Source organism: Pseudoalteromonas sp. 78C3 (genome assembly GCF_002836695.1).
GTDB lineage: Bacteria > Pseudomonadota > Gammaproteobacteria > Enterobacterales > Alteromonadaceae > Pseudoalteromonas > Pseudoalteromonas arctica.
Genome location: NZ_PJAV01000078.1, coordinates 1 through 13,682 on the forward strand (window position 1 = coordinate 1; position 13,682 = coordinate 13,682).

General features: G+C 40.1%; 11 protein-coding genes and 1 pseudogene. 7 read left to right on the plus strand and 5 right to left on the minus strand.

Annotated elements, in window-relative coordinates; genetic code table 11:
* Positions 1-60 precede the first annotated feature (60 nt).
* Both CXF76_RS01450 and CXF76_RS01455 read left to right on the plus strand, forming a co-directional pair.
* Positions 61-2,457 (plus strand): PKD domain-containing protein, encoded by a 2,397-nt coding sequence (locus CXF76_RS01450; RefSeq protein WP_101162878.1) that lies wholly within the window; start codon positions 61-63, stop codon positions 2,455-2,457.
* A gap of 162 nt (positions 2,458-2,619) precedes the next feature.
* A complete protein-coding gene (locus tag CXF76_RS01455) occupies positions 2,620-4,509 on the plus strand; it encodes a monovalent cation:proton antiporter-2 (CPA2) family protein (protein ID WP_101162879.1) in 1,890 nt (629 codons plus the stop codon).
* A 127-nt stretch (positions 4,510-4,636) separates the two neighbouring features.
* On the opposite strand, the gene CXF76_RS01460 is transcribed toward CXF76_RS01455, so the two are convergent.
* The 4 genes from CXF76_RS01460 to CXF76_RS01475 all read right to left on the minus strand — a co-directional run bounded on the left by CXF76_RS01460 (position 4,637) and on the right by CXF76_RS01475 (position 9,821).
* Positions 4,637-5,245: a hypothetical protein gene (locus tag CXF76_RS01460; protein WP_101162880.1), complete on the minus strand. Its 609-nt coding sequence runs from the start codon at positions 5,243-5,245 to the stop codon at positions 4,637-4,639.
* 331 nt (positions 5,246-5,576) lie between these two features.
* Positions 5,577-6,290, minus strand: coding sequence for a hypothetical protein (locus CXF76_RS01465; RefSeq protein ID WP_101162881.1), 714 nt, complete (start codon positions 6,288-6,290; stop codon positions 5,577-5,579).
* Positions 6,291-6,429: 139 nt separating this feature from the next.
* Positions 6,430-8,220: an alkaline phosphatase gene (locus tag CXF76_RS01470; RefSeq protein WP_101162884.1), complete on the minus strand. Its 1,791-nt coding sequence runs from the start codon at positions 8,218-8,220 to the stop codon at positions 6,430-6,432.
* An 11-nt stretch (positions 8,221-8,231) separates the two neighbouring features.
* Entirely contained in the window at positions 8,232-9,821 is a 1,590-nt protein-coding gene (locus tag CXF76_RS01475; protein ID WP_101162882.1) for an alkaline phosphatase, read from the minus strand.
* Between the two features lie 426 nt (positions 9,822-10,247).
* Here CXF76_RS01475 and CXF76_RS01480 point away from each other — a divergent pair.
* The 5 genes and pseudogenes from CXF76_RS01480 to CXF76_RS01500 form a co-directional block, all read left to right on the plus strand.
* A pseudogene (locus tag CXF76_RS01480) lies at positions 10,248-10,364 on the plus strand (putative sulfate exporter family transporter); the annotation flags it as partial.
* Between the two features lie 426 nt (positions 10,365-10,790).
* The gene (locus tag CXF76_RS01485) at positions 10,791-11,000 is read left to right on the plus strand and encodes a cold-shock protein (RefSeq protein ID WP_006792548.1); all 210 of its coding nucleotides are present in this window, start codon (positions 10,791-10,793) and stop codon (positions 10,998-11,000) included.
* Between the two features lie 186 nt (positions 11,001-11,186).
* A complete protein-coding gene (locus CXF76_RS01490) occupies positions 11,187-11,396 on the plus strand; it encodes a cold-shock protein (RefSeq protein WP_007580429.1) in 210 nt (69 codons plus the stop codon).
* 187 nt (positions 11,397-11,583) lie between these two features.
* Positions 11,584-11,793 carry a cold-shock protein gene (locus tag CXF76_RS01495; protein ID WP_010554515.1) on the plus strand — a complete coding sequence of 70 codons (210 nt, stop codon included), beginning with the start codon at positions 11,584-11,586 and terminating at the stop codon, positions 11,791-11,793.
* A gap of 231 nt (positions 11,794-12,024) precedes the next feature.
* Entirely contained in the window at positions 12,025-12,273 is a 249-nt protein-coding gene (locus tag CXF76_RS01500; RefSeq protein ID WP_002963088.1) for a DUF3297 family protein, read from the plus strand.
* A 208-nt stretch (positions 12,274-12,481) separates the two neighbouring features.
* On the opposite strand, the gene CXF76_RS01505 is transcribed toward CXF76_RS01500, so the two are convergent.
* On the minus strand, positions 12,482-13,682 hold a 1,201-nt coding region (locus CXF76_RS01505; RefSeq protein WP_232785079.1), incomplete at its 5' end, for a KAP family P-loop NTPase fold protein.

The window sequence follows — 13,682 nt, forward strand, 5'->3', positions numbered from 1 at the left end:
TGCTTTATAGCTAATTTCGGTACATATTAATATTCAACTTTTTAAAAGGATATTAATACTATGAAATGGAAACTCTTAATTCTAATCACTACTCTATTCACGCTTGTTGCATGTGGCTCTGGAGGTTCAGACTCCAAAACAGTAACTAAACCGCTCAGCACTAACACAAAGCCTATTGCGGTTATTACCACCGAGCAATCGGGGTTTAAAGTAAATACCACCCTCGTTTTTAGCGCAGCACAAAGTAGCGACCCCGATGGCGATGCACTCACCTATCAATGGCAATTAACCAGCAAAAACGAACAAGTAGAAATACCGATTACGGTTAATAACGAAAGTACCGTTGAGTTTTCGGTATCTGAAGCACAAGAGTACCAATTAGTATTAACCGTGAGTGACGGCAAGCTTTCAAGCACACCTGCACAAAAACAACTCACCGTTACTGCAAATACCCAACTAATTGCTAACGCAGGTAGCACACAAACCGTTAAACAAGGTGATGTTGTGCTTTTAAATGGCGCGCAAAGTAGCACAACCAGCGGCGCCATTAATCAATACAAATGGCAATTTATTACCAAGCCCGTAGCAAGTAATGCAACGCTTGAAAATGCGACTCAAGTAAAAAGCCAGTTTGTTGCCGACGAAATAGGCGAGTTTAAAGTTGAGCTTACCGTTACTGATTCACAAGGTGATACGGCAAGCACTGTCGTACTCATAAAAAGTGAATCACTTAATTCTAACTCATCGCCACAAGCGGTTATAAACGTAGAAAATCAAACAATTGCCCCAAATGAAGTTGTTACACTTTATGGTAACCAAAGTACTGATCCCGATAAAAACGATACGCTTAGTTATGCCTGGGCAATTACATCAAAACCCCAGGGCAGCACGCCAGCTCTTTCAAACATGCAAAATCATACCGCTGGATTTTCAGCGTCAACAGCTGGAGATTACACGCTTTCACTCACTGTTACCGATCAACAAAGCGAAAGTGATACCGCATCCGTTACTTTAACTGTTACCACAAGTAATAAAGCCCCAGTTGCAACACTTGAATCCGAACGTGATATTACGTTAAACGAATCAACCACTTTGCAGTGCCAACAATGCAGCGACCCCGACGGAGATACGCTGAGTTATAACTGGCAGTTACAAGCCAAGCCTGTAAATAGTGCATCACAACTGACTAACAGTACATCAGCAACGCCCTCTATTATTGCCGATAAAGAAGGCGACTACGTTGTAGTGCTTACGGTGTCTGATGGGCAATTAAGCTCAAACCAAGCAACCTCAGTACTGCATGCCAGTAGCAATAAAAAGCCTATTACTTTGGTAACTTATGAAACCTCCATAACGGTTGATGAACAAGTTTTACTTGATGCCTCAACTAGTTACGATCCAGAAGGCCAGCCACTAAGCTACCAATGGGAAATCATTTCGTCGCAAGGCCAAGCAACGCTTAGCAGTAATACAATATCAAAACCAACGTTTAGCGCATCAGTAGAGGGGCAAGTGGTTATTTCGTTACGCACTAACGATGGCGTGCAGTTCTCTGACACAAAAACCCTAACAATTGATGTAATACAAAATGCACTGCCAGTAATTAGTTTCACGGGGGAGCAATCACGCTACGATGTAGTGGGTAATACAGTTAAATTTGATGTAAGCCAAAGTTACGACCCAGAAGGAACCTCTCTCGATTACGCTTGGACGCTATCAGCGCCTTCAGGCTCGAGCACCAGCTTAAGCAATACAAACCAAAGTATTACCGAATTTATCGCCGATATGACAGGTAGTTACACGCTAACCGTTGTCGCAACTGATGCTGATGGATTTTCAAAAAGCGTGCAATTTTCAATTACAGTAACTAACTCTGCCCTACTTATCGGTCGTATTAAAGGGCAACTCACTAATGTGCAAAAAGCAGCTATAAGCAATGCACAGCTAACAATTAATGGACAGCAATACAGCACCAATACAAATGGCTTTTTTGATGAAGAGGTTAATTTAGCGCAAGGCGAAAAAATAACGATAACAACAGCAGATCAAAGGCTTGCAGCTGGGGAATATAACTCTGTAGCAATTACGCAAAGCAACTTTACTGTGGATATAGGCCAAAATAGCATGCCTGTTTTACAAGCTGTTGAGGTTTCGGTATTTGTGTGTGCTGAGTTTTCAGGCCCCGACACCGTTAACTTACGCTTTAACATGGTAGATACACTTTTAGCGTCAGATAGCTTTCAATTTAGCTTTGATCAAACAAAACCGCTTACTTTACAAAAAAGCGGAGGTATTTACCTCGATAGCGAATTAGATATCGACCTACCTGCATCTGCCGAATTTGAAGTAACAGTAATTGAAACAAGCGTTGAAAATACAATAAGCTCAAACATTACTATTTACCATTCTGATTCAGGCCAACCAAGCTCAGCAATTATAAGTATTTGTAATATTTAGCCCCCAACAAGCCCTTCAACATAAAGTGCTATTTTTAGCCCAGTAGTTATAACCATTAGTGTTATAACTACTGATAAATAAGCAACTTTGAGCCATATAATCCATTGTATTTTATAAGCAGCTAAGCCATTCTAAAAGCCTTGATGTTATTAGGATAAACGCGTGTTAGAAATTGCTTTAATTTACTTAGCAGCAGCCATTGTAGCTGTGCCTATTGCAAAACGAGTCGGACTTGGCTCAGTATTAGGTTATTTAATTGCCGGCATACTCATTGGCCCTTATGCGCTGGGTGTTGTGGGCGATCAAACAGATGTAATGCACTTCGCTGAATTTGGCGTAGTAATGATGCTGTTTTTAGTGGGCCTTGAACTACAACCTTCGCGTTTATGGACATTACGCCACTCTATTTTAGGGCTTGGTGGCTTACAGGTTGTGTTATCGGCAGCGGCTATTTTTGCATTTTGTTATTGGTTTTTTGCCATGCATTGGCAAACCGCACTCGCCATTGGTTTAATGCTGGCGCTCTCCTCTACCGCTATTGTACTGCAAAGCCTTGAAGAAAAAGGCTGGCTAAAGCAAGAAGCCGGACAAAACGCTTTTTCGGTATTGCTGTTTCAAGACATCGCAATTATTCCTATTTTAGCCCTATTGCCACTGCTTGCATTTGCCCCGCAAACTAGCTCAAAAGAAATCAGCGATTCGATTATTGCAAGCTGGCCTGTATGGCAACAAGTATGTGTATCGGTCGCGGTTATTGCCGCTATTATTGCCGGCGGTAAATATGTATCGGCCCCGTTATTTAGATACATTGCCCAAACGCACATGCGTGAAATATTTACTATTTTTGCACTGTTTTTAGTGGTCGCTATTGCGCTGGTTATGCAAAGTATTGGTTTATCGCCTGCTTTGGGGACTTTTTTAGCAGGCGTTGTACTTGCCGAGAGTGAATTTAGACACGAATTAGAAGCTGATATAGAACCCTTTAAAGGCTTACTTTTAGGATTGTTTTTTATAACTGTTGGCGCATCAATTAACTTTGAACTGCTATTTAACGAGTTTAGTACCGTTATAGGCTTAGTGGTTTTACTCATTGTGGTTAAAGCCTGCATTTTATTTGCCCTTGCCGTTACCTTTAAAATTAACAGTAAACAGCAGTTATTATTTGCCTTAGCGCTTGCCCAAGGGGGTGAATTTGCCTTTGTACTTTTAAGCGTAACCACCACCTTAAGTATTTTAACGCCCGAGCAAACCAGCCTTGTTACCTTAGTTGTAGCGGTATCAATGCTAATAGCGCCGTTACTACTTATGGTTTATGAGCAAATACAAAAACGCAGCAGCAGTGCTCTGCCTGAGTTTGATAAGCCAGAGCAAATTAGCACCGCTAAGCACGTAATTATTGCGGGCTACGGACGTTTTGGTCAAATTATGGGGCGTTTACTGCACGCGCAAGGCTACGAAATTACCGTACTTGATCACAGCCCGAGCCAAATAGAATTACTACGCCGTTTTGGTAACACCGTATTTTATGGCGATGCAGCACGCCAAGAGCTCCTTGAAGCCGCAGGCGCGCACACCGCGCAAATGCTGGTAATTGCAATTGATAACCCCGATAAAACCATTGAGATAATTAAGCTAGCGCATAAAAACTACCCGCAACTTAAAATAGTTGCTCGCGCAATCGACCGCCGCCATGCGTATCAGTTACTTAATTTAAAAGTAGATGCGTTTAACCGCGAAACCGTCGACTCAGCTATTAACCTTGCCGTTGAAGCACTCGAGTTACTAGGTAACACTAAACAAGATGCAGAGCGCGCCGGTAAGCTATTTAGAGACCACGACCGCGCTGCAGTACTGCAACTTGCTGCATTATGGGGAGACGACGCCAGCTACGGCGTAGCCGTGCGCCAACGCATGGAAGATTTAAAACAAGTGCTGCAACAAGATAAACAAGCACAAAGCGATTTAAATACCTGCGACAGCGGCGATTGCGAAAACGGCTTAACAGAAGTGGCGAGTAAACCTAAAAAGCCTGATGATGCTCATCTTGAATAGTTTAGGTAGTTGGGTTTGTAGTGTCTGCGGATAGTGCTAAAACAGCATTAAGTGAACTTAAATAGTGGGTTGCGATATATAAACTCAATCCACTGTTTTAGATTGTTTTAAAGTGCTTATTATAACTCTACTTCAACTTTTCAAGGTACTTAGCAGCAGACCTTGTCACTGTGTATATAGGTGAACTTGTACCAACTTCGCTTATGAGTAGCAGATTTAATTTGACCAATGTATTCAAATCATCGGGTAAAAATTTGGGCTCTTCAATTTTAATAACACCAGGTTCATCAACAAATCCCATTGAAATTTTAGGAACTTCATTATCGTTAGCTCCCCAAGCAACATCAAAGAAATTTATTGAATTCATTTGAATAGAAGATGAGGTGGAAGAAACAATGCTTTTTAATATATGAATAGCTTGATCTGAAACTCCCTGAGTTGGATCTATTTCTTTAGCTATTTCTTTAAAATCATCAATTTGAGAAGCTAGCTGTAATAGCATAGCATCCAGATTAGCTAAACTTTTTTCAAGTTCTGTGTGGTTTTTAGTTAAAAGTTGCTTAATTTTCAAACCCAACAAATGATTGCTTTCTAGGCTCTCGATTAACCTACAGTGCCTACTATCGCTAAGCCATTGAATAAAATCATTATAATCCTCTCCACTACGAGCTCGTCCCTCTGACTTCCATACTGAAACGAGCCCAATAATTGTCGCTAATGAACTAAAAAGCTCCATAGTTACTCCATATTGATATCTAATTTTCTCAATTATCGCATGATTCTTTCATGCAGAAACTTGGCTTGAGTTATAACCACTCTATCAGGGGCGTTTTCTTATTTTCACGTCAAAACGTCCCTATTATATGAACTTCTATTAATATCAAATAGTGTAAATTATTACCAACTATAAATATTATGTGGCTGATGGTGTAGGTTTTATAAAAATAGGAAAGTGTTTGTTATATTACTGAGGTGGGAATGGCTTAAATTAATCTATTTTTGAAAAATTGGCTTGTAGCTCACAGCCGCCTGTCATTCTTTCAGCTATGAACTACAACATTTAAAAACTAGTGGTGATGCCCGCCTTGAATAGCCTCGCCCTGCTGGTTATAAAAGCCAGTTGCGCCGTGCTCAATAAAACCAAGGTTTATCATTTTAGCTAAAAATGGGTCGCCTTCGTTATCGCCAATGTCGGCGTAATCGGTGGTTTGAAAGCGATCCCACTGTGCAAATTGAGCGGTAATTAATGGCTCATTAGTGTTTACATTATTAAGGCTTAGCAATGTACTTGTTTGGCTTTTTTTATTACTAATACTAAATGTTTTAACTAACTTTGAATGCGTAATAAAGGCGAGGTTAAAGTCGTTGCCATTTTCGCTCAGTGTATAGTTTTTCACTTCATCACAGCCTTTGCCTTGTGTGCTTACTAAGGTCATTTTTTCGATTAAGTGGTTATCCACCAGCTGACTTTTAGCACTCCAATTTTGTACGCCGCGTACTTCAGATGGTTGATATTCTATGCCGCGTTGCTGAGCATTAAAGTAACGTATTGGGCGTATTTGATTATTGGCTAAGTGCTGCCAAAGCTCGGTTATTACTTCACTTTGATGCGCTACTTGCTGATTGTTTCGCCAAAGGGTAAGTGACTCGCTGCTTTGCTGCGCTTTATGACTGTTGGTAATTTTATAATCGGCTTTTAAATGCTTGGCATCAATATCACATTGCGAGGCAAAGCTACTTGTACTCACAAGCGTGGCAATTATTAATAACGCTTTTTTCATTTAGCTATCTCTTATTTATATTTCAAGTTTATGGCAATAACATAACGATTATAAATGTCAGTTTAATGACAAAAACCCCGCAAAGTAGGCGGGGTTTTTTATTTAGATATATTTAACTAAATTTATAACTAGCCGGTATTTATTGCGCTAGTTTTTCGTCTGCTGTTTTTACAAAGTCAGCGGCAAAGTCCATTACATGGAATAAAAAGCTTTGCTCGTTTGTGCCTGTTACCAAGTGTGCACCTGGTCCCATTGCATAAACGCCTACGTCTTCACCGGCATGTGTTTCTGAGCCCATTGGTACCAGTGCTTCTTGATGAAAACCAGGTGTTGTTGTATCAACATCTGTTAAATCAACACGCCCTGTAACCGGTGCAAACGCGTAACCTGCATCGGCATCAGTCTCGCTACCTAGGTTTCTAAAGCCACCACCATTGGTGTAACCAACCGTTGTATAAGGCATATCGTCGGCAGCTAAACTTGGCTCAGTTGCACCTACTGCAACCACTTTACCTAAAATTGGGTTACCGCGTTTAGGGTAACCAGCAATGGTAAATACATGGCTGTGATCGGCAGTTACAACTATTAATGTTTCTTCTGGGTTGGTGTTTTCCATCGCCACTTTAACGGCTTTAGCAAGCTCAATAGTGTCGTTTAACGCGTTATAAGCATTACCCGCATGATGCGCGTGGTCAATTCGACCCGACTCAACCGTTAAGAAAAAACCTTGCTCGTTGTTATCAAGCACGCTTATTGCTTTTTCGGTCATTTGTGAAAGCGAAGGCTCGCCTGCTACATCGTTTGCGCGGTCAGCTTCGTACTGCATGTGGGACTCGTTAAATAAGCCAAACACTTTAGTGGCGTCGTCACTTATTGCATCAAAACCAGTTTGATCCATTACGTACGTGCCATTTGGATATTGCGTTTTCCACTCTGCGGTTAAGTCGCGGTTATCTGTACGATCCCCTTCAACAGCACTTACTGCATCGGCTGAATTAAACGCGGCATCTTTTGGTAAAAAGTGACGACGACCGCCGCCCATTACTACATCAATACCGTCTACATCAACACCACTAAAGCGTGCTTCTAAGTTGGCTTCAAAGTTAACCAGTTGCGATGCAATGTCTTCACATGTTGCGGCACTTTTTGGCATATCGGAGATATCTTCCCAGTTACGCTCTGCCGATTTAGCATACGTTGCAGCGGGTGTTGCGTGAGTAATACGCGCTGTAGAAATAATCCCTGTTGCTTTGCCTGCAATTTCAGCAAGCTCTAACGAGGTAACAAGTTCGTGCCCTTTGCCTGATGCACAATTACCACGTTCAACTGCTTCATCAATACCAATAACGCCTGCGTCGGTTTTAACACCCGATGCCATTGCAGTCATTGTTCCTGCCGAATCTGGCGTTTGCGCATCTACGTTGTATGTTTTTACAAAGCCCGAAAAAGGCATAGTTTCAAAGCTTAACTGGTGATCTTCACCCATTTCGCCCTCTAACTGACCCGCTAAAATACGTGCTGCGGTTATGGTAGAAATACCCATACCATCGCCCACAAATAAAATTACGTTTTTAGCCTTGCCTGATTCTGTAACAATGTTGCTATTGGCTGTTTGTGCAGCGCCTAATTTTGTTTGTGCTTCACTAAACCATGTATTACTAGTGAGCGAGGCTAACTGCTCGCTTGTTAACGACGTAGCAGGTGCATTACACACTAAATTAGTTGAGTTAACTTCGTCGCTATCTAGCACGTCGTTATTATTGGTATCTGCGCCTACTTGCGTCTCTACACCGCCATTAATACACTGCTCAGAGCCCACTGCAATAGCGTTATCTACTGCGATAATATTGTTTTCATTTTTGTTATCGTCACTCGAGCAACCTGCTAGCGCGACCATTACTGCCAAAGAAAGTACCGTTAATTTGTTCATGTTAGCCGCCATTATTGCTGAGTTAGTTCAAGAGCTTGATTAATTAAATGAAATACAACGTTTTGTTCAATTACGCCTTGTGCTAGCTGAGCACCAGGACCTTTTGCATGTAAAGATATGTCTTCACCTGCGTGTGTTTCTGAGCCCATTGGTACAGTTGCTTCTTGGTGAAAACCTGGGGTTGTTGTATCAACGCCATTTAGCTCAACACGCCCTGCTACAGCAGCACTTGTGTAACTTGCATCAGCATCAGTCTCGTCGCCTAGATTTCTAAAACCTAAGCCATTTGCGTAACCGACCGTGGTGTACGGCATATCGTCGGCGGCTAGGCTTGGTGTTGTTGAACCTACTGCAACTACTTGACCTAAAATTGGATTACCACGCTTAGGGTAGCCAGCAATTGTAAATACATGGCTGTGATCGGCGGTTACTAAAATAAGGGTTTCTTCTGGATTGGTGTTATCTATCGCTGCTTGCACGGCTTTAGCAAACTCAATGGTGTCGTTAAGCGCGTTGTATGCATTACCCGCGTGGTGCGCGTGGTCAATTCGACCCGACTCAACCGTTAAGAAAAATCCGTTATCGTTTTTACCAAGCACTTCAATTGCTTTAGTGGTCATATCGGTAAGTGAAGGCTCGCCCGCTACATCATTTGCGCGGTCAGCTTCGTACTGCATGTGGGATTCGTTAAATAAACCAAATACTTTAGTGGCATCGTCTGCTATTGCATCAAAGCCTGTTTGATCCATTACGTACGTAGCATCTGGGTATTGTCTTTGCCACTCAGTTACTAGGTTGCGCTCGTCAGTACGGTCACCTTCTATAGCGCTTACTGCATCTGTTGAGTTAGCTGTTTCGTCTTTTGGTAAAAAGTGACGACGACCGCCACCCATTACAAAATCAAGACCGTCTACGTCGGTACCTACAAATCGTGCTTCTAGGTTTTTTTCAAAGTTAACCAATTGCGATGCAATGTCTTCACAGCCACCCGTTACGGCATCTTCTGGCATATCTGATACGTCTTCCCAGTTACGGTCAGCCGATTTAGCATACGTGGCAGCAGGGGTTGCATGAGTAATACGTGCTGTAGAAATAATACCGGTAGATAACCCTTTAATTTCAGCCAATTCAGTTGCGGTAATTAGCTCGTTACCTGCCACTGTTGAACACACGCCGCGTTCAATATCTTCGTCTACACCAATAACGCCCACATCGGTTTTTACACCCGAAATAATAGCCGTCATCGTGCCGGCTGAGTCGGGAGTTTGAGCATCTACGTTATACGTTTTAACTTGTGCAGAGTATGGGAACTCTTCAAAGCTTAAATAACCTTCTTCGCCAGATTGGTTATTACGCTGCCCTTGTAAAATGCGTGCGGCGGTAAGTGTAGAAATACCCATGCCATCGCCCACAAATAAAATGACGTTTTTAGCTTTAGTGGCTTGTGTAGCCTGCGCTTGTGCTGTTTTTGTTGTTAGTTTAGTTTGCGCAGCGCTATACCAGCTGCTTTCTTTTTGGCTTTGCGGTAGTACATCAGCATGGCTAACTGCGCTAAACGCAAATGTTAGCGCGATTGCCGCAGCGACTTTTTTAATTTTCATCCGTAATTCCCATTGTTTAGTGGTTATTTTTTGAAATGTGTAAACACAAAAAAGATCAACCGCTGCACTATAGAAAACAGATGTGACTGATAAAGGTAATTTTGATGAAAGTAAAATGACTAAACTATTACAAAAATAAGTCACAAAAAAAGCGCAACGTGTTAAACGGACTTAAACTGCTAATTAGCAATCTTAGCGCGTAACCATTAAATATTTTTTAAAGACAACAAGCCTTACCTTGATGGCTCTCTGCTGGTTTTTCATCCACTGATCAGCCGCTTTGCTGTAAACGCGGCATGATTCATCATAATGACTTACATATTACATAACGCATCTCCGAGATAAATTCCTATTGAAATAATTAAGAACCATCCTTCCAGTAGGGTGCTATTTATTAAACTTAGAGTAAGAATATTGTGTACAAACGGTATGAAAACTAATTTAGGAAAGCTTACCGAAGTAGGTATGAAACCCATTATTTTAATTGTGGCTGAAACACTTTGGATTGCATTATTAATACTTGGATTTGTAATTTGGAGCTAATGAATTAGGTTATTTAAGGTATATATCAAAAAATTTCAGTAGGTGGTTAGGTCATGTTTTAACCACCTAAAGCTGGTGTTTTACCTACTCTAGAAGCACATGCCAAAATAAACATAAACATTTGATTAATATAAATTTACTTTCAATTTAAAAGCAAAAAAGATCACCTCAATCATAGCCTGTTAGTTAAAAAACAAACAAACAAATAAAGCACTTACTCTAAAATAAATTTACAATAGGGCTTGGTATATAGCTCAATTTACTGTTATCCTGCTTGGCATCGGGTTGACAGAAAACCCTATTTATTTGTAAGTACCACGTTGTTTTAGTAATAATCCTTCGCGTTATCCTCAGTTAAATGTATGTTTTCTTCCTGTTAAATTGCCTAATTTAAGGCGCACTTTTATTAATTCTTAGGATACTATTATGTCTAATACTACAACTGGTACAGTTAAATTTTTCAACGAAGCAAAAGGTTTTGGTTTCATCGAGCAAGAATCTGGTCCTGATGTTTTCGCACATTTCAGCGCAATCTCTGGCGACGGTTTCAAAACTCTAGCTGAAGGCCAACGTGTACAGTTTACTGTTACTCAAGGTCAAAAAGGTCCACAAGCTGAAAACATCGTTAGCATCTAATTGCTTTCGTTAAAATGGGTTAGTAATAACCCATTTTGAATACTAGTTTGAAAGAAGTTTTGTTTTATTTGTTAGTACCGAGTTGTTTTAGTAATAATCCTGCACGATATCCTCAAGTTAACTATTTTTTCCGGCTCAATCGCCTCTTTTCAGGCACACTTATATTAATTTTTTAGGATACATATTATGTCTAATACAACTACTGGTTCAGTAAAATGGTTTAACGAAGCAAAAGGTTTTGGTTTTATCGAGCAAGAATCTGGCGCAGACGTGTTCGCACATTTTAGCGCAATCTCTGGCGACGGTTTTAAAACTTTAGCTGAAGGCCAACGTGTACAGTTTACTGTTACTCAAGGTCAAAAAGGCCCACAAGCCGAGAACATTGTTAGCATCTAATTGCTACACAATTTAATGGGTTAGCAATAACCCATTTTGAATACTAGTTTGAAAGAAGTTTTGTTTTATTTGTTAGTACCCCGTTGTTTTAGTAATAATCCTACGCGATATCCTCAAGTTAACTATTTTTTCCGGCTCAATCGCCTCTTTTCAGGCACACTTATATTAATTTTTTAGGATACATATTATGTCTACTACAACTACTGGTTCAGTAAAATGGTTTAACGAAGCAAAAGGTTTTGGTTTTATCGAGCAAGAATCTGGCGCAGACGTGTTCGCACATTTTAGCGCAATCTCTGGCGACGGTTTTAAAACTTTAGCTGAAGGCCAACGTGTACAGTTTACTGTTACTCAAGGTCAAAAAGGCCCACAAGCTGAGAACATTGTTAGCATCTAATTGCTACACAATTTAATGGGTTAGAGATAACCCATTAATATATTTACCTTTATAATTATTTAGTCGAATATCTTCAAAACCTCCTCTGTAAATATTTTCCAAGCGCAATCTCATTTGTATACACAACTCATTAATTAGTACATTTTTAAACACATTTACTACTATCTCTCTTGAGCGAAAGCTTTGTATTGCCTACAATAGCGCATACTTCATTCAATATAGAATATGACCATGAACGACACTACCGCAAAACCTGCTTTACCAGATCGCCTTTCTATTAATCCACGTAGCCCACATCATGTGGAAGAAGTTTTTGAACACGATATTGGTATCACGTTCAACGGCAAAGAGCGTTTTGATGTTGAAGAATACTGCATCAGCGAAGGTTGGATAAAGTTTGCATCTCCAAAAGGCCTTGATCGTCGCGGACAACCACTTTTACTTACAAGAAAAGGCACTGTTGAAGCCTTTTATAAGTAAGCTAATACGACTTACTAAAAAAGCGACACCATATTGGGTAGTCGCTTTTTTTGTGCCCTTTTAATAGGTTGAAAGCGCTTAAGGTTGTCAATAAAGTAGAAGACAGCTTATTAAAATAATGTCGTGGCATTAGTAATCTATTACCGTGTAAAAAGTTGAGCCACTAAAGAGTAATAACTAGGTGGCTCAGCTGACTGCCTTTCAATAATTATAATAGTTGCCCGGCCTGCTCAACTATTTGTATATAAGTTGAAAAGTTCTTTTCCATTTTAAAGTTGCGAACGCGGTTAGCTTCAAACATTCCATCTTTAATAAAGTCTTTAAGACCCTTTTTAGGCTCACTTCGAAGATGGTGACTCGGATAAACCTTTGTAAGCTCAGTATTTGGATCGCAAATTATATGCATTGATTCCTCAATTCTATAAGCTGTGTTCCCAACAAAAGCCATATTATATTCAAATTCATCGCTTATAAACTTAACATGCTGCTCATCACTTAAAGCCGATTTAGCATTCCTATTCCATACATTTTTAAAGTGAGAATAAACTTGAGGGTGCCTGATTTTTAAAGTGATGATATAAAACAAGGGTAATGAAAATAGATAATCAGTTTTTTCTTGCGTTAATTGAATTGAATATAAAAGCTTAACGGCTTGTTCAATATCCCTTAAACCGGCCCGCATATGCTCAGCAACCTTACTGAGTATGCCAATATTTATTATATCTTCTGATTTATTACCTGCTTGGAAAACCGGAACAAAAACTGTTTCATTAGGTAAATACTTTGACCAAATAAAGTTACAATATTCTTCTTTGTCAGGACTTTTTAACGAGTACTCTTGATCAAAAAAACGATTTAAATAACGTTTAGATTCAAATTTTTCTCCGTATACAGCATTGATAGAGTGACTTAGCTGCTCTGATGCAGTAGCGACAATAAAGTAGACGCCTTCAACATTAAATAAATGCTTAATAGTTTCTAATAGTTGAATACTATAAGAAGGTTTACAACGATCTAATTCATCAATCAAAATAAATAAAGGAGCTTTAAATGAAGTTTCACCCTCTAACCCTTCCACTAATAGCCTTAAATTTTCCCTAAAATGGCCTATAGCATTTTTTGTTGTTTGATACTCTTTTATTGCTAATTCAGCTGCCTTTGTAGAGATTGAAGAAGCAACAGTAGTAATATCTTTTGACAAACCAGACTGTTCAGCCCCTGTGACAGAAGCCCCCTCACTCTCTTGCTCCTTTTCAAATAAAGCTTCGACGCCATCAAGAGACATACCAAAAAGCTGTTTAGTAAAAAAGCCACCGAGTAAAGGAAGTGCTGCGTTTTTCATTGATCTTGCAATACCAGCTAATTTACCATCGGTCGCACTAAGTAAGCCTTGATTAGTCAATTCTTCA

Coding starts and splice junctions, on each gene's coding strand:
- CXF76_RS01485 (WP_006792548.1), top strand. CDS start 10,791: ATGTCTAATACTACAACTGGTACAGTTAAATTTTTCAACGAAGCAAAA.
- CXF76_RS01490 (WP_007580429.1), top strand. CDS start 11,187: ATGTCTAATACAACTACTGGTTCAGTAAAATGGTTTAACGAAGCAAAA.
- CXF76_RS01470 (WP_101162884.1), bottom strand. CDS start 8,220: ATGAACAAATTAACGGTACTTTCTTTGGCAGTAATGGTCGCGCTAGCA.
- CXF76_RS01460 (WP_101162880.1), bottom strand. CDS start 5,245: ATGGAGCTTTTTAGTTCATTAGCGACAATTATTGGGCTCGTTTCAGTA.
- CXF76_RS01465 (WP_101162881.1), bottom strand. CDS start 6,290: ATGAAAAAAGCGTTATTAATAATTGCCACGCTTGTGAGTACAAGTAGC.
- CXF76_RS01450 (WP_101162878.1), top strand. CDS start 61: ATGAAATGGAAACTCTTAATTCTAATCACTACTCTATTCACGCTTGTT.
- CXF76_RS01475 (WP_101162882.1), bottom strand. CDS start 9,821: ATGAAAATTAAAAAAGTCGCTGCGGCAATCGCGCTAACATTTGCGTTT.
- CXF76_RS01495 (WP_010554515.1), top strand. CDS start 11,584: ATGTCTACTACAACTACTGGTTCAGTAAAATGGTTTAACGAAGCAAAA.
- CXF76_RS01500 (WP_002963088.1), top strand. CDS start 12,025: ATGAACGACACTACCGCAAAACCTGCTTTACCAGATCGCCTTTCTATT.